The sequence below is a fragment of the Flavobacterium kochi genome (assembly GCF_048286715.1).
Taxonomy (GTDB): Bacteria; Bacteroidota; Bacteroidia; order Flavobacteriales; family Flavobacteriaceae; genus Flavobacterium.
On the sequence record NZ_JBLVPW010000002.1, the window covers coordinates 268,769 to 285,492 of the forward strand.

A 16,724-nucleotide genomic window follows, 5' to 3' on the forward strand; every position below is an offset into this window, starting at 1 on the left:
CCCCATCCTCAATACTTATTTAGAAGCTTCTGATGCATTATTTGAGTGCAAATTAACAGGTAAAAACTGATGTGATTTTGAAATCTGATGCGCTTGTTGTGAACGGGTTTAGTACAGTAGTGTATGGGGGCATCTAAGTGGTAAAACCCTGTGTTTTGAGAAAAAGATTAGTTCAATACAGGCTAAAGGAGGTAGTAATACAAAACTAGATGTTGATTTTTCGGATTATGGCGTCAATATTATCTCTGTAAGTCAGGGAGAAGGGTAAGATTTCATTATAATTGAGATAACATTTTGATTTGCTAAAGTGAATCCGTGAAACATGATTGATGTTAACAATATAGCTTTTGTGGATTCTCAAAAAATAGAATGGTAAACTGTCTTCAAAATGCTTTAATGTTTTATATGCATTCACTGTTTTGCCAGTATACAACTGAATATCCGTCGTGTTGTTATCCGCTTTTAAATAGGCTATGTCTTGCAGGGCTACGAACTGATAGTCACTATAGGATTTAATGCAAATCGTTGTAATGCAGTTTGGTGGATTTCTTTTTTCAAATTTGAAAAGGCTTTTTCCTAATTCATGCAAATGCAAGGGAGCCATTATATAGTCAGAAAAACCAGATTGTATTGCTTGAAGGGCATTATCTGGTACTGCTGCCAATGCGATGAAATAGGGCATCGGATCTACATATTGAAATAAGTCATTAATCGTTGCAAAAAGAGAATTTCTTTCATTAGATTTGGTCGGAATACGTAGGAGTATCAGTTGTGGTTTTACTTTTATAATTTGATTTATTGCCGTTTGACTATCTTTGACAATCCCAGCACAAAAATAATTTGGGAAATTTTCGAAGAGCTCTAAAGTTCCTGTAGCTGAGGCGCTATTATCGTCAATAATGAGAAAGGAAAAACGCATAGTATGATACTAGAAATAAGAGGAGTGCAAGCTAGATAAGAACCAATTTATTTTGTTGCAGAAAAACTGCCTATTTTGTTAAAGTTCAATAACCCAATTTATGAATGTATTTTTAGTAGATGATCACCCTATGACAGTAGAGGGTTATGTTAGTGCTCTTTTGACGGCTCCTTTTGGATTATGCGAACCTGTTTTTACAAAAGCACATAATTGTGAAGATGCCTACGCGATTTTGAAAAAAAAAACTTCATCCAAGCAGTTATTTGATATAGCCATCGTTGATAAAGGTTTACCAGGTTATGAAGCAAAATCTATTTTATCGGGTAGTGATTTAGCTATTATGATACGGGAGAAGATGCCTAATTGTAAAATTATTATGGTTACGGCGCATACTGAAGTGATCATTATTTATGATATAGCCAAGAAAATACGACCTGAGGGACTGATCATAAAAAATGATGTAACGCCGGATAAATTGCAACAGGCAGTATTGGAAGTCATGCAAGGAATCCAATACCACAGTCCGATGGTAAAAAGCTGTATCAACGAAATATGGAAAAAGGATCTAATGATTGAAGATCAGAATCGCCAAATTCTGTTGTATTTATCAAAAGGATTTAAAATAAAAGAGCTGGAGGGAATTATTCATCTGACAACAAGTGCCATTCAAAAACGCATCATCCGTATGAAAAACGCTTTTGATGTGACAGATGATACCGGTTTGGTGAAAGAGGCCATTAAACAGGGGTTTATTTAATACTTTCAGTATAAATTTTAACAGAGTTTACTGTTAAACTACCTCATTTGTTAAAGGTTGCTGTTGAAGTTTTTTTTTTGTCAGCTGACGTGCTACTTTCGAATAATTAATACTCTAAATTAATTATTTGTGAAGAAAATACTCTCGGTGATGGCGATAATTATAGCTGTACTTTTCATTGAATTTGTTGCGCCAAATAAGACAAAAACTCAAAATTTTTCTAAAAGTGCGGAACAATTCCGTAAAGGAAAAATTGGGAGTTGAACAATTATAATAATTGGCTCAATATCATTCTATTTAATTACAAAATCGAATTTTGGAAATAACCATTGTATCTAAATCCATTTTTTTTGTTTCATTAAATAAGGAAATGCTTTCTTTCAACGCAACTCAAAATGTCTTTAAATAAACTAATTGTGCTGTCGCCAATTTTGACCTGTTTTTTTGGAAGACCAAATACTGCCGAAGTGAATTACACTTGGCAAAAGAGCAAAAAAAGCATGCGCATGGTTTTTAGTCTTAAAACGCTTTACATATCCGGAATCATTTTTTTTCACGGAATCTCTTATGGTTGTATCATTAATTAAAGAAATCAGCTGTCCGAAAATAGATTTACTATAAAAATAATCGTCATTTGGTTTTATAAAACCAAATGACGATTATTTTTAAGCCCTTTTTTTGGTTTCTTTTTTCTTTTATCGGACCACAATGATTTTTAATCTAAGTTATCCTTTATAACGCATAATCTTGCGATTTCATGATGCATTTCTTTATCTAATTGCAGGTAATAGGTCCCCGCCTGTACATCAGCCATTTTCCATAACAATTCGTGTTCTCCTTTTACAAGCATTCCATCGGCCAATGTTTCCATCAATCGGCCATTCTCATCAATTATCTTTACCGACATTTTTTCCGGTTGGGAAAGTGTAAATGAAATGCCGGCAGATTGTGAATCGGGATGATAGATACCATTAAAAATTGTTTCATCATTGCTTTTGTTTTCTGCAAAAGGAATTGGGCAGTAGGAACGGCAAAAACTGATACAGTCTGGATTACCTGAGCAGCCATAACCACGCAAGTTGCACTGGCAAAACCAAACGCACCTTTTATTAATACACATACCTCCACTGGGACAGGGATGTTTATCATTGCAACCTTTTTGAGCTGATGCAAATTGCGTAAAACCGGAAAACATCATTACTGTAATGATGAAAGCAAAAAGCTTTTTTGATGTTTGTGTTTTCATGATTTTATTTTTTTAAGGTTAATTATTTAATTACATATAGTTTTTTTGTTTCGTTATAATCTTTGGCATCAAATTCCAGAATGTATATTCCTGCTTTGGCTTCGGTTGTATTCCATTGCAGCTGATGTTGGCCTTTTTCAAACGGTTCATCTGCCAATATTTTTACTAATACTCCATTCATGTCATAAATTTTCAGCGATATTTTTTGCGACTGGGAAATCGTGAAAGAAATAGTAGTCGAATTTGTAAATGGATTTGGGTAATTAGAGAGCGAAATTTCCCCTATTCTATCATTGGAAATAGGTGGATTTACAATAGCTGGCCCGCTAAAATTATTGCTGGAATTCCCAAATTTTACTATCCAGGTATCTGCACCTCCTATTGCATTTTTAACATCACCATCATTTGATTCTGTATAGTTTGAAGTAATGATATCCCCATTAGGTGTTTCATCTCCAAACTCAGCAAAATCCTGCTTACTGCCACCAAATATTTTAATCCATTGCTGGTTGCCAGACGCATCTAATTTCAATAGCATTGCATCCCAGGTTTGGGAATCCGCTGAACTTCCGAAAAGGCCCATAGCTACACTACCGCCGTCAGCGGTTGCCAGTACCGCCAAGGCACCAAGTTCGGCAGGGTTGGCAAATGTTTTATTCCATATAATATTGCCAGTAACTACATTTAATTTTACCAGCCAGGCCACATATAACCCATTATTACCAGCCACATCACCATCAACGGAATTACTGAATGTAGCAAAAACAATATTTCCATCGATGGTTCTTGCCAGACCATTTAAAACATCATCTCCCGAACCTCCCAAGGTTTTTTTCCATATAATATTCCCTGCTTCATCTATTTTAACAACCCATGCGTCCCTTTCTCCATGATTACCGGTAACATCACCGTTATTACTTAAGGTATAACTTCCAAAAACGATGGTTTTCTCTTTGTCGTTAAAATAAATCCCGTTGGTGTCTTCATCATCACTACCTCCATATATTTGTTGAAATAAAATTTTTCCTGAAAGCGAAATTTTCACAATCCACGCATCTAAATGCCCATGAGGAAACAATATTTTTAAATCGCCATTTGCAGAAGCTGCGCCTGCACAAAATGCATAGCCATCATTTGATTGAACTATAAAATTCCCATGGTCATCTTTGTGTCCTCCATAGTTTTGTTGCCATTGTATTTTTCCGTTGGCATCCAATTTAACCACCCATACATCCTTATCACCATGGTTACCTGTTAAATCTCCATCATTAGACATTGAAGATCCTATTGCAATAAAACCACCATCTGAAGTTGGAATAATATCATTAAAATCATCGTACCCACTCCCACCATAGGTATGTGCCCAAACAAGATTGCCTTCATTGTTTAACTTTACAACATAGGCATCAAAATCATGATTTGCCGGAACTTGAAAGTCGTTATCTGGTGAATTTGTGGAACCACAGGTGATATACCCCCCTCGAATGGTTCTAATAGCCCCACGGTCTTCGTGTCCGCTTCCTCCAATTGTTTGTTGCCATAAAATTGAAGAATCATGTTTGTCCGGTAACGATTTATTTTTAAAGGGAAGATATGGGGTTCCCTTTATTCTTACATCGTTTTTTTTGTTAAGTAAATTCATAAAACTTTTGGACGAACGCTGTGCATCTGCAAAAGAAAACATCAAGATTATCATGATGAAAGCAGAAAGTTTTTTTAGTAATTGTGTTTTCATAGTTTTATTTTTTTAAGATTTTTCTCGTTAGCTCAATTTGAGGGGATTTTTTTTGAAGCTACAGATCACAGATCCACACTTTTATGGATAGTGGATACAGTTACAGTGTATGTAAAGAATAGGGTCCGTTTTATAGTTTGATGGGTTTTAATATTTCCTACCGCAAATATGCCTATGACTCTAATAATAATAACTTTTCAAAGTTATAATTTATATATCTACCTGGTTGTTAATTAGTTAATAAAATATATATTGTTTTTTAATGTTTTAACACCGTTGGATATTCCAACAAAAAACTACTATAAGCCAAATTACACGAATTGGGAGAGTTATACAATCAATCAAAAAACATATGGAGCGGAACAAACACCCTCCAAAACGTATCATCCGTATGAAAAAAGCTTTTGATGTGAAAGAAGGCCTTAACAAGGGGTTATTTGATATTCCTTTAATTTTAACATAATTTACTTAAAAACAACCTTCTTTGTTAAAGGCTGTATTCGCGATGGCTACGTTTCAATTCTTTTCTATAATTTCGTTGACAGAATTTATTTACACTCATTGAAATTTAATAGTTCATACAATAAGCCTGTATGATAATCATTTTGGAAATATAAAGCGTTGCACAATTGATGATTTGGTCTTTGGTAAAATTGAAAAATGATCTTAAGGAGATTATTTTGAGTCCAAAAATGAAAGATTTTTGGAGAATTTCAAATGATAAAATTAAAATATGTAAAGATTGTGAATTCCGATATGTCTGCCCAGAGGAAGTATTCCATTCAAAGAGTAACAATCAGACTTATTATATACAACGAAAATTAAATGCAACTATGACCCTTATAAAAATACTTGGAATGCTTAAATATACGATTACGGCGTGCCTTTTTCTTCTTCTTCTTATTTCTTGCAGTATCAATAAAAATGAACTCGTAAATAAAAATTATTTCAATAAAAATTATTTTTACAATGATTCCTTAAAAGTGGCAATTGATTTTGATAAAGACATTCAATTTACAGAAGTTTCTATTGTTAAAGAAAAAGCATATAAAGAACTATTGAAAGGCAATGAAAACGTATCTCGCAAAGATCTTTTTTTAGTTGCAAATGACAAAGAAAAGGGAATGGAGGTGTATTTTTTTAATCAGAAAGTAGCACCATCCAACGATAGTGTAATAATTAACGAGGTCGTTGTCAATGATACGCCCAACAATAGTATCATTTTTAAAAAACAAAAAGGGAAAAGAAAAATTATAGGTTTGGTAAGAGCGACGTCAAAAAATAATAGTCACTCGTCCCATACTTTTGTTAATGACTTGGTAACCAAAATAACCATTGATTCTCTGAATGGAAAAAAAATGTCTTACCCTTCTATATTTATCAATTACTTACCATCTATTCATCCAAATGGGCTCTACGCAAGTAAAAAAATAGCAACAGCTCCTTTAAAAGTTGAAGCAGGAGACATGAAATTTCAATTGCTTTCAACGGTCAATTCTTTTATGTCAAATAACAAAAGCTATGATTCGTTAATTGTCGGTTACGAAAAAGCACGCAAAGAAAAGTTCAATCCGTTGATTGCCGATTTATCGAGCAGAGAAGATGTTTATAAGGATAATGCTGTTTTTAATAAAATATCTCAAATAGCAAAAGAGAACAAAGTAATAATGCTTAATGAAGATCATTACTATCCTAAACACAGATTGTTTGCTATGGAATTATTAGAAAATTTGAAATCTAGCGGCTATAATTATTTATCATTAGAAGCATTTAACGATGATTCAGAAAAGAGTTTTATACCCAATTACAAAAATGGATTGTACACTGATGAACCCTATTTTGCCCATTTCATCAGAAAGGCAAAAGAATTGGGATTTATTATTTCAGGGCATGAAAACGTCGATAGAAGTACAGAAAGAGAAATAGGTCAGGCGAAAAACATTTTAAAGATTTTAAGACAAGATCCAAATGCCAAGATTTTTATATATGCAGGACATTCTCATATTGAAAAGGGAAGCGGTAAAAAGAAGTGGATGGCAGAGCATTTTAAAGAATTATCCGGAATTAACCCTATTACAATCAATCAAACCGTTATTTGTTCTGATATTAAAAATGAGTTGCTATTGATGCCCCGAGCATGCTTAAATGATTCTACAAAAGCAGAATCCTCTGCAGACTTTTTTTTAGTGAACAACATAAAACCCAGTCTGAAAAATATATATCCAAATGCTGTTTTCAAAAAAATAAAAATTAAGAATAATTACTTTTCAGAATATAAAGGCAAAGAAATTTTGGTTGAAGTGATTGATTTAAAAGAATATGATTTGATTAAAAATCTGGCTATTCCAATTCAAAGTTTTTTAACAGTTCCTAAAAGCAAAGAAATTAATTTTGAATTACCAATTGGCAACTATCACATTTTTGTAAAAACTGAAGAAGATCAGATTATTTATAATAATGATATATGGGTAAATTAATGTATAAATTGTCATAAGTATTGGTATCTCAAAAATTGATATTAATTATATGCTTTTGCAACGATTTTAAAAAAAATAGAATTAATATGTAAAAGAATATAGTTACTGTTGAATTTATTTCAAATACCAATCGAGATTTAGGTCGACTTGTGACACTTGTGTTTCGAATCAGCTAAAAGAATATCCGGGGGTATTGAGTTGTACTCATGTTAAAAAAGAAATGAATTTAGCAGTTCTAAAGATTTTTTTAGCTTACATTTTTAGTAATTGCTTTAAACGACCCTGATAGGATTGCCAATAATTTCTTTTTGTGGTATCATTGAGAAAAGAAGCTGTTGTCAATTTTTGTACTTTATTTGACTGTGATATCATCGCCATGATATCATTAAATTTTTTTCCACTAATTCCTGCCTGCTCCGCCAGTATAGCAAATTGTCGACTAATTTTTCCTTGGCCTAAATTTCGTGGTAATAACCCATCATCTAATGCAAATTCTTTGTCTTCTATGTGAATACGGCTATTGAGTACGTCATAAGTAGGACTTAATCGGAAATCTCCTATAGGAGTTTCAAGTAAAGAAAAATTTTTAAAATGAGCATCACCATTTTTTTATTAAATTCAACAAAAAGAGCATTAAACTGCACTATGTTATGTATTTTGGTCTGCAGACCGCTTTTATTCGTAGAGAAGTGCGTTATAATGCACTATATACGGTTCTAGGTTGAAAAATGCTAAGCGAAGGTTTTAATTCTTCGACAGATTCAACAGACCCCTTTTCTCTGATGGTGTTGCTTTAAATCATCCAAATTCAAGAAATTCTGATAGGTTCGCGTCTTTAAGCTCCAGGAGGTCTTTCATGAAAATAGACCATCGGCTTTCATTCCAATGATTTCTTGTATCATAACTGATCCTATCGATTTATCGTCTATAGTTACGTGATTTAATCACAAAGTAGGACTAAAAGCCATTATCAAAATAAATGTCCAGTTTGAATCGGAATGGGTGTACACTTTGTCCCAACTCCGACCTGTGCTATTATGGACAGATCGTCAGCGTCCGTACAAAGAATAGCACTAAAAACAGGCAAATCTCTGAGAACCAAAAAAAATTGTAACTTTAAAAATATTATCTTTACTTAGTGATGAAAGAGGCCGGTTTGGCTGGCGTACTTTTTAGCGGAATCGTGGGGGTACTTTCGTCGGAATATCTAATGATCACAATTATTAACTAAATATTTACTATTATGAAAAATCTAGGTCTTTTTTATTTGCTGTTTGCTTGTATTGGATTCCAGAGCTGTAAAAAAAATCAAAACCCAAAAGTCGTTGAAGGGGCACAAGTCCAGGCTGAAAAACCAATAAGCGTCCAGTGCTATAAAGCGCTATATCAAGAAGATACTATTGAATTAAAAATGAACACTTTAAAAAATGGAAAAATAACCGGAGATATGGTGATGAAATTTTTTAATATGCCGAAAAAGGTTGGGAAAATCGCCGGAGAATTTCGTGGAGATACATTATTTGCCAGCTACACATTTATTCAGGGGACGTACGATAAAATAACGTACAAAAATCCAATGGCATTTCTAAAGCGAGGAAACGAACTCATTTTAGGCAATGGGAAGATAGAAACCACGATGGGTGCCTCTTATTTTGTTAAAGGCGAGCCTATAGATTTTGAACGTGTAAAGTATAAATTTACAACTGTTGACTGCGTGGCTAAATGATGAACAGATAGGGGGGAGTTATTCCTCTTTTTAACTAAAGGTCTGGTTTGTATTAAATTTTTACGCACTTAGATGAGAGATTGCTTTACCGTACTGTCTTTCGTTCGCAATTGCGGGAAATCCCGGTTCGATGCCTTTATAATTTCGGGTTAGTTCATCTTTACATATTTCTCTGTAAGCTTGGATGTAATCGGCAGTTGTCCTTGGAGACCCTACATGTAACCTAAATTCTAAATATTATGGATCCAACAACACCTCAATTTGATCCTGTTAAGTACAAAAATACGACTCGCGACCAGTGGCAAGAGACAGCCGATGCTTGGTTTCGGTGGAGTCCTACACTTAATCAGTGGCTTGGTAATGCCACTGAAAAAATGCTTAATATGGCAGGGATTACTACCGGATATCATGTTCTTGATATCGCTGCGGGAGCAGGTGAGCAATCCATCACAACAGCAAAAAAAGTTGGCACTTCAGGTAATGTTTTAGCTACTGACATTTCCTCTAATATTTTGGAGTATGCCAAAAAAATGGCAAAGGAAAATGGTATAAGCAATATCAAGACGAAAGTAATGGATGGTGAAAACCTAACTCTTGAAGATGAAACATTTGATGCAGTTATTTCCAGGGTTGGACTTATCTATTTTCCTGACCAGCAACGGGCATTAAAAGAGATGTCGCGCGTACTTAAGCCGGGCGGAAAAGTAGCGGCCATCGTTTATTCAACTCCTGAAAAAAATAAATTTTTCTCAATCCCTGTTTCTATTATTCGCAGTCGGGCAAAATTGCCACCACCTATACCAGGTCAACCTGGCCCTTTTAGCTTAGGTGCCGAAGGCACTATCGAAAAAGCGTTTGAACAAGCAGGATTTATAAATGTGAAATCAGAACTTGTAGACTCGCCTTTACAGCTTCCATCGGCAAGCGAGTGCGTTCGATTTGAAAAAGAATCATTTGGTGCCTTGCATCAAATGATGAGTAATTTATCCGACGCAGAGAAGGAAGTTGTTTGGGAGGAAATTGAAAAAGAACTTCAAAAGTTTGAATCTGAAAAAGGCTTTACTGGGCCATGCGAAATGATTGTAGCTGTTGGAGAAAAACCTTAATTTCATCAAGTGCGTAATAAAAACTGCCTATAACAGATAGGATTTCGTTGTGTGAGTGGCACGAGCAATGAAATCTGTGTTGAACGGAACCGGAGGTAATAAAAAAAAAGATTGTACTTTAAATCACAGATATTTACTCTCTTATTAATAAAAAATTAGTTCGATTTACAGGGTACTAAATAGTGTAGCTGTCGAATCATATTTAAAGTGTAAAATGAAATTAGGTTCCATTGAACAATTCCAATCAGGTTTAACTCTTAGTTGCTGTAAAATAAGAGGTTCCGATGCCTTTATGAAAATCCCAGTAAATATAAGGGTTGCGATACATTATTTAAAACAGGGTCACCAATAGGGTCACTAAACTTTCACCCATAGGTAATAAACCAGGATTCCATATTTCCAGACGATCCCTGAACATCATTACCTGAACACTGCTTCAGGTGATCCAATAGGAAATCTCTAAAATAAATTTAGGTTATTGTCAGACCCAATTTCTCTCGGTAAGGAAATGAATATTGCTTTTTTACGGGGTAATTACGGATGAAATTCGGAACAAATGAGGAAGAAATGGAATTGATATTCTTATGCTCTTCGTGCTTGAACCATCCATTAGGACAAGACATTGCTGTTATTCTTGAACTGGCAACAAGTACAATAGAAAAAGTGATCGCTAAATTGAAGGATGATAAAGTAATTGAAAGAGAAGGTTCAACAAAAAGCGAGTATTGGAAATGAAATTCACGGAAACATAATTAGAAAGGCATTTGTATGGTAAGGTGTCCATACTAATAAGGTGTCCATATTGTTGCTGGAAGTGTCAAGGTTGTAGCAATAACAGGTAATGAGGTGTCCACATTACTTCTTGAGATATCAAGATTATTGCGTCATATATAAAAGTTAGGTAAGATTACGATGTAAAGAGCATTTTTAGTATTTTTTTTAAGTGTGACAGTATTTTTTTTTAATTGTTGAAATATAATAGTCAGGAGAGTTTTGTTTTAAATTAAAACATATTTTTGTTCTATATTGAAACATTTTATACATTTGCATATATTAACTGATATTTCAAAATTATGATTTTTCAAATTTCACAAGTTCAAATAGGACAACGTATTGTTGAGCTAAGAAAGAGAAAACAACTTTCTCAAGAAGACTTGGCTAAAATGGTTGGAATATCCAGGCCTTCTTTGACTCAAGTAGAGTTGGGTAAAAGAAGTTTGAATATTATGGAATTGCAAAAGTTTGCTCAAGTACTTGGTTTTTCACTTGACGACCTTATGTCTGAAGATTTTACGACTGAAGCAATTAATTTTTCGGAAGAGGAAAAACCTAAAACTAGTAATGAGAGAATATCTGTTCCGTCTTTACAAATTGGAAAATTTAAAAATATTCTATTGTATATATTGGAACGATGTGCAGGAAAGCCTAATGTTGGAGAAACTGTATTGTATAAGTTGTTGTATTTTTCTGATTTCAATTATTATGAGTTGTATGAAGAACATCTTACCGGAGCGAATTACAGAAAATTGCCTTATGGACCTGTTCCTCAAAATTTAGATATTATCATGAATAATATGATTGAAAACAAGCAAGTACAACGTTTCAAAACTGAATATCACGGTTATCCTCAAACCCGTTATTTGCCATTAGAAAAAGCTGATTTGACAGGATTACTAGCTAGTGAGAAAGAAGTAATAGACAAAGTGATTGAACTAATGAGTGATTGGTCTGCTTCTGCGGTTAGTAACTATTCTCATAAGGACATTCCTTGGATGGCTTCAAAAGATGGTGAAGAGATTAATTATGAGTTAGCCTTTTATAGAGAACCTCCTTTTTCAGTAAGGAATTATGAAGAAGATATTGAGTTATGATTGTATTTGAAGAAATAGATCCCTTTAAGAAAGATTTTAAAGGCCTTTTGAAAAAGTATAAGACTTTAAAGGATGACATGGAAGTGGTGAAGAAAGTTATGGAAATTTTACCCGATGCAAGACCTCCTTTTAGTTTTAGAATTGATAATTTAGGAATAGAAAGTTGTGTTATTAAGGTAAAAAAAATAGCATGTAAGTCTCTCAAGGGTAATGGGGTTAATTCCGGATTACGATTGGTTTATGCTTATTTTAAGGAAGATAATAAGATTGTTTTCATTGAATTATATCATAAAAATGACAAAGAGAATGAGGATAGAGATAGAATATTAAAAAATTTTAAATAGAAAAAATTAAAAATAAATAACCGAAGCAAACTGGAATAGCGCTTCAGTAGATTGAAATAAAAGTTTCGCGGCTCTTAATTTCTTCTGCAAAAGTAATTATCCTTTTTAGGTATATTTTGTTATAAATACCTATGAAAATTGGTATGGCATACGGTTTTTGATAGAAAATTTGTTTTTTGATAAAAAGTTGTACACTTGCAGAGTCATTTTTCTAGGGAAAAGGACCTGGTTCGCCACAACACCGTTGCTACTCACACGATTCTTTTATAAAAAAGCGTTCCATTTAAGGAACTACGTCTGAAAATGAGTTGGTTATGGTGTTGTTGAGTAATTAAAGATGTCCGATGCTTTTGGAATAGAAAAAGGAAAGTCTAATGCTAGACTAAGTTTTGGTATTGGGTTTTTCTATTTTGATTGGTATTACGTGCAAATACTTTCCTATTGTTTTTAATTTCATATTATTGTCAGACAATTTATGACGCATTTTTTTTATGATCTATTCATCTTCTCGTATTTCATGGGATACCAATGTCAAACATTACATCAGAAACGGATTATTCGACAACTTGCCCAATACCATAAAAGCCAAAATTCCCAAAACAAACAAGCACCGTTGGGAACATGAAACAGCCGACAAGTACCTCGGTTGCGAAGTAGCCAATTTTATAAAAGAAGAATTAGAACTCATAAAACGGACTGGAGAATCTAAAAATGCAAAAAAAGTCATGGAAGCTTATTTCAAACTTTCTGATACCTATCATGAGATTATCAGCGCAATAAAAGGAATCAAACGACAAATGGGGTTACAAAAAGAAAAATTGGTAAATGCCGTCGAAATGGTAAAAGATATAGTTCCCGTTGAAAGTGCATTAAAAGTCTTCAATATTTCCAGAGCTACCTATCACAATTATAAAGTACTTGTTATTAATAAATGTGATTCTTCGTATTTTTTGTGGTGTGTCAAACAATATCCGCATCAACTATTAAAAAAGGAAATTTTACAAATCAAAAAATATATGGAAAATGAAGACTATCTTCATTGGTCTAAATCCTCTGTTTACTTGTTGGCATTACGCAGCAAAGAAATCTCTTTTGGCTTGACCACTTGGTACAAATACTCCAAATTATTGGGATATAGTACAAGACACCTGCATCCGAAAAAACGATATGGCTCGTTGATGAGTTGTAGACCCAATGAAATTTGGTGTGCCGATGTAACGATACTAAAAACGGCAGATGACAAAAAATATTACATTCATTTTTTGATGGATCATTATTCTAAAATGATTCTAGGATACAGAATTGAAAACAGTTCCAGCCCAAAAGCCATTAGAGATTTGTTGGAACAAGCATATTTGAAACACAAAAGCAAAGAACCCATCACTTTTGTCACCGATGGCGGTGTGGAAAATGTAAACAGTACGGTTCAAGAATTCCTAACCACCACCGGCCAAGACATCAAACATTTAATTGCCCAAAAAGACATTCCTTTTTCTAACTCCAAAATTGAGGCGTTCAATAAAATCATCAAACACCAGTTTTTGTTACCGCAAAATTTAACCAACAGGGAACAACTTGAAACTGCTTTAGTGGCAGATGTGTTAACTTATAACACGATTCGCCCACAACTCTCCCTACAAGGAAATACACCTCAAGAAACTTTTTCAGGAAAACTCGTAGCTTTAAAAAGTTATAAAACCCATTTTCCGGAACATAAAATCCATAGAATATCAGAAAACCAACAAAATAGCTGTAAAGGTTGCAGGTAATATTGGAATAGCAAAAAAACATTACCGTTTTCTTCTGTATTGGATTTTTATAGTTTCAAATTATCCGTGCTTTATTTTTACAATATTATAACAGCCTCACTTTTAAATCAATTCCTTATATGGAACCCTTTTTTATAAAAGAATCGTGTTAGGGGGAGCGGTTTACAGATACTGTATGCTTGTTCTTGCAACTGTTGTATTTGTGCAATTAATGGTTTCAATTGGTCTATTAAACTGTCCAAATTCTCGTTATCCATGTTCCCTTTTTTGGTATTATCTACAAAAATAGTATTTCATATGTTGGTGTTTATTGTTTTTTAGTGGGTATATGTATTTGGAGAAAAAATACTTCAATTACTCTTTAATTTCTTTACTGATTTCCCAATAACCACCCTTGGTGCCGTGGCGAAATAGGATTCCTTTTTTCTTTAATTTTGCCAATTGTTTTTCGACTGTAGTAGTGCTTATTGCTAATTGTGAAGCCAACTGGGCAATACTAATTTCTTTGTTATTTTTGATAGCAACAATTATTTTCATAGAAGTATCTCCCAACTTATCTCCCAACTTATCTCCCAACTTATCTCCCAACTTATCTCCCAACTTATCTCCCAACTTATCTCCCAACTTATCTCCCAACCTTGAATCTCCTTTTTCGGTTGCTTCCTCGGTAGTTTTTCTGTAAAGTATGGTTTTGAAATCTTCGTCTTGAAGAAATATGGGTTCTTGGAGTCCGGCTTCTTTACTCAGTCGGATGATATCGGCCGTACCTGTTCCCAAGCGTTCGATGTAACCAGCCAAATACATGGGATGAGCCAATAGCGGATTGAAGGGAATTGAACTATGCAGGATTTTTAGTTTTTCGGTGGTCCAGCCCATAGGTAATAAACCAGGATTCCATATTTCCAGACGATCCCTAAACATCATCACCTGAACACTGCCATTTGAAGTGTAATCACGATGTGCAATGGCATTTACTAAAGCTTCAGCAATGGCTTCTCTTGGAATCTCGTATTGTCCCGGAATGTCTGTATTCTCAGACCGAGTACCTACTGAATAATCCAATTTGGACAAAATGAAGTCTTCTGCCTGATTCACCAATTCAAAAACATCACCCTGAAATACTTTGTAAGAAGGGATTGGCTTTTCTACTATGTTACCCTGGAAATAAGCGCAACGAACTTCTGCATTTATGAAAAACCGTTGCGGGTTTTTCCCGAACAAAAGCAGAGCTGCATTGGTCACCCTGTTTTCCTGACAGAGATTTAAGTGGGTTAAAACCACTTCAACAGCCGCGGTTTCCGGTAGTGGAAAACCTCTTTTTGATTTTGCTAAACGAACAAAGGCTGCAACTTTTTCGGTATCGATGTCCTGCAAAGTAGCTTTTGGATGTAAAGAAGCGTCAAAAGGACCTGTTCGAATGATTTCCTTTTCTTCTAAATATTTGACCAAAGCAGCATAAACAGAAGCTTTTAATTCTTCGACAGAACTAAAGCGTTTTCGGACTAAACCAGATTGAACTTTATTGATAAAAGCATTTTGTTTTGGACGTCTGTCAGATGCGCTATTTGATGTTAGAAAAACAAGACGGGTTTTGTGGTGTAAAGTGGCATGGTCAAATTCTCTTTCAGTAGGAGAAATTCCTGCAGCATCCTCAAAACCATAATCATTGCCTAAAATTCCTAAATAAATATCACAAAGTTCCACTTCTCTCAGATAGAGGTTTGCCGCATTCTGGTCGCTTGCAGGTAACAGTTCAAACAAGAAAGGTTCGAAAAATTTCCCCAACAATGGGTCGGATAATAAATATTCGTGTAAAGCCCAACGCTCTTTCGCCATTTCGACTTGTACGCTACTGATGAATATTTTTATTTTTCTCATTCTTTATACTGATCTGTAATTGGACGGGCAATAATAATCAAAATATTTGGTTTTTTTGAAGTTCGAAGATTTAAAGATTCAGGTTCAAGGTTTAATAGTAAATGAACAGCTTTTTTGGAGACAAAGCGAAGACCTCTGCAAATTTTTCGAAAGATATTTTTAACTCATGTGCGTATTTTTGGCAAATAAGGTTTTTATTCACGGCATGATCACCCTTATATGGTTTTATATTTCTTCATTAATTTAATCATGTCTTCCATTACATTTGCATCTAATACCTTAGCATAATGCTGTGTTTGCATAATATTAGTATGGCCCATCATTGCTGAAACATTTTCAATCTTCACCCCATTGCCTAGTGTCACAGTCGTAGCAAAGGTGTGTCTGGCTACATACCAAGTTAGGTTTTTATCAATCCCGCATAACACTCCAATTTCCTTCAAATAAACATTCATTTTTTGATTGGATATTTTAGGAATCAATCCAATTTGTTGATTTTTATATTTGTTAATTATCTTCAGCACAGGAGGGAGCACAGGCACATTGGCGCGAATTGCTGTTTTTGTTCTGTTGGTTACAATCCAAAGATTGCCATTACAATCAGTCACTAAGTTGCTTGAAGTCAGATTTGAAGCGTCTATAGGAGCGTATCCGGTATAGCAACAAAAAAGAAATATATCTTTTACTCTTTCAAGACGCTTGATACTAATTTTTTTATCTTCTATTGTCTTTAATTCTTCAGTAGTAAGATATACTGCATTTTTAACGGTTAACTTACCCGTAAATACTATAGGGGTTTGTAAGCAGGACACCCATTTTAACACCGTAATTTGCGGCTGTTTTGTACATTCTCATGTACTTTACCACGGAGTTGTTTTTAATCCCTGTTTTTCCTT

At 34.2% G+C, this 16,724-nt stretch carries 16 protein-coding genes and 1 pseudogene; 9 read left to right on the top strand and 8 right to left on the bottom strand.

Annotated features, from left to right (window positions below):
• Positions 1 to 205: 205 nt before the first annotated feature.
• Positions 206 to 919: a LytR/AlgR family response regulator transcription factor gene (locus ACNQGH_RS03575; protein ID WP_417954611.1), complete on the bottom strand. Its 714-nt coding sequence runs from the start codon at positions 917 to 919 to the stop codon at positions 206 to 208.
• 100 nt (positions 920 to 1,019) lie between these two features.
• On the opposite strand from ACNQGH_RS03575, the gene ACNQGH_RS03580 reads away from it, so the two are divergent.
• Both ACNQGH_RS03580 and ACNQGH_RS03585 read left to right on the top strand, forming a co-directional pair.
• Entirely contained in the window at positions 1,020 to 1,676 is a 657-nt protein-coding gene (locus ACNQGH_RS03580; RefSeq protein ID WP_417954612.1) for a response regulator, read from the top strand.
• Positions 1,677 to 2,071: 395 nt separating this feature from the next.
• Positions 2,072 to 2,263 carry a hypothetical protein gene (locus tag ACNQGH_RS03585; protein WP_417954613.1) on the top strand — a complete coding sequence of 64 codons (192 nt, stop codon included), beginning with the start codon at positions 2,072 to 2,074 and terminating at the stop codon, positions 2,261 to 2,263.
• 128 nt (positions 2,264 to 2,391) lie between these two features.
• Here the strand turns inward: ACNQGH_RS03585 and ACNQGH_RS03590 are convergent, their stop codons facing one another.
• Both ACNQGH_RS03590 and ACNQGH_RS03595 read right to left on the bottom strand, forming a co-directional pair.
• A complete protein-coding gene (locus ACNQGH_RS03590; protein ID WP_417954614.1) occupies positions 2,392 to 2,922 on the bottom strand; it encodes a flagellar hook assembly protein FlgD in 531 nt (176 codons plus the stop codon).
• Positions 2,923 to 2,944: 22 nt separating this feature from the next.
• Positions 2,945 to 4,657, bottom strand: a complete 1,713-nt coding sequence (locus ACNQGH_RS03595) for a T9SS type A sorting domain-containing protein (protein ID WP_417954615.1) — start codon at positions 4,655 to 4,657, stop codon at positions 2,945 to 2,947.
• An 857-nt stretch (positions 4,658 to 5,514) separates the two neighbouring features.
• Here ACNQGH_RS03595 and ACNQGH_RS03600 point away from each other — a divergent pair.
• Positions 5,515 to 7,134, top strand: a complete 1,620-nt coding sequence (locus ACNQGH_RS03600) for a hypothetical protein (RefSeq protein WP_417954616.1) — start codon at positions 5,515 to 5,517, stop codon at positions 7,132 to 7,134.
• A 252-nt stretch (positions 7,135 to 7,386) separates the two neighbouring features.
• On the opposite strand, the gene ACNQGH_RS03605 is transcribed toward ACNQGH_RS03600, so the two are convergent.
• Complete coding sequence (locus tag ACNQGH_RS03605) at positions 7,387 to 7,695, bottom strand: hypothetical protein (protein WP_417954629.1); 309 nt, start codon at positions 7,693 to 7,695, stop codon at positions 7,387 to 7,389.
• Positions 7,696 to 8,377: 682 nt separating this feature from the next.
• Between ACNQGH_RS03605 and ACNQGH_RS03610 the strand changes: the two genes are divergently transcribed.
• Positions 8,378 to 8,860, top strand: coding sequence for a hypothetical protein (locus ACNQGH_RS03610; protein WP_417954617.1), 483 nt, complete (start codon positions 8,378 to 8,380; stop codon positions 8,858 to 8,860).
• A 239-nt stretch (positions 8,861 to 9,099) separates the two neighbouring features.
• The gene (locus ACNQGH_RS03615; RefSeq protein WP_417954618.1) at positions 9,100 to 9,966 is read left to right on the top strand and encodes a class I SAM-dependent methyltransferase; all 867 of its coding nucleotides are present in this window, start codon (positions 9,100 to 9,102) and stop codon (positions 9,964 to 9,966) included.
• Positions 9,967 to 10,297: 331 nt separating this feature from the next.
• Here the strand turns inward: ACNQGH_RS03615 and ACNQGH_RS03620 are convergent.
• Positions 10,298 to 10,393: pseudogene (locus ACNQGH_RS03620) on the bottom strand (hypothetical protein); the annotation flags it as partial.
• Between the two features lie 113 nt (positions 10,394 to 10,506).
• Between ACNQGH_RS03620 and ACNQGH_RS03625 the strand changes: the two are divergent.
• The 4 genes from ACNQGH_RS03625 (at position 10,507) to ACNQGH_RS03640 (ending at position 13,950) form a co-directional block, all read left to right on the top strand.
• The gene (locus ACNQGH_RS03625; RefSeq protein ID WP_417954619.1) at positions 10,507 to 10,701 is read left to right on the top strand and encodes a hypothetical protein; all 195 of its coding nucleotides are present in this window, start codon (positions 10,507 to 10,509) and stop codon (positions 10,699 to 10,701) included.
• A 338-nt stretch (positions 10,702 to 11,039) separates the two neighbouring features.
• The gene (locus tag ACNQGH_RS03630) at positions 11,040 to 11,837 is read left to right on the top strand and encodes a type II toxin-antitoxin system antitoxin SocA domain-containing protein (RefSeq protein ID WP_417954620.1); all 798 of its coding nucleotides are present in this window, start codon (positions 11,040 to 11,042) and stop codon (positions 11,835 to 11,837) included.
• Positions 11,834 to 12,181 (top strand): hypothetical protein, encoded by a 348-nt coding sequence (locus ACNQGH_RS03635; RefSeq protein WP_417954621.1) that lies wholly within the window; start codon positions 11,834 to 11,836, stop codon positions 12,179 to 12,181. Before ACNQGH_RS03630 ends, ACNQGH_RS03635 begins: the two co-directional genes overlap by 4 nt.
• Positions 12,182 to 12,672: 491 nt before the next feature.
• Entirely contained in the window at positions 12,673 to 13,950 is a 1,278-nt protein-coding gene (locus ACNQGH_RS03640) for a transposase (RefSeq protein WP_417954622.1), read from the top strand.
• Positions 13,951 to 14,304: 354 nt separating this feature from the next.
• Here the strand turns inward: ACNQGH_RS03640 and ACNQGH_RS03645 are convergent, their stop codons facing one another.
• From ACNQGH_RS03645 to ACNQGH_RS03655, 3 genes are all read right to left on the bottom strand, one after another.
• Positions 14,305 to 15,828 (bottom strand): DUF4062 domain-containing protein, encoded by a 1,524-nt coding sequence (locus ACNQGH_RS03645; RefSeq protein ID WP_417954623.1) that lies wholly within the window; start codon positions 15,826 to 15,828, stop codon positions 14,305 to 14,307.
• Positions 15,829 to 16,043: 215 nt separating this feature from the next.
• Complete coding sequence (locus ACNQGH_RS03650; RefSeq protein WP_417954624.1) at positions 16,044 to 16,640, bottom strand: site-specific integrase; 597 nt, start codon at positions 16,638 to 16,640, stop codon at positions 16,044 to 16,046.
• A complete protein-coding gene (locus ACNQGH_RS03655) occupies positions 16,603 to 16,683 on the bottom strand; it encodes a hypothetical protein (RefSeq protein ID WP_417954630.1) in 81 nt (26 codons plus the stop codon). The genes ACNQGH_RS03650 and ACNQGH_RS03655 overlap by 38 nt, the downstream gene beginning before the upstream one ends.
• Between the last annotated feature and the right edge of the window lie 41 nt (positions 16,684 to 16,724).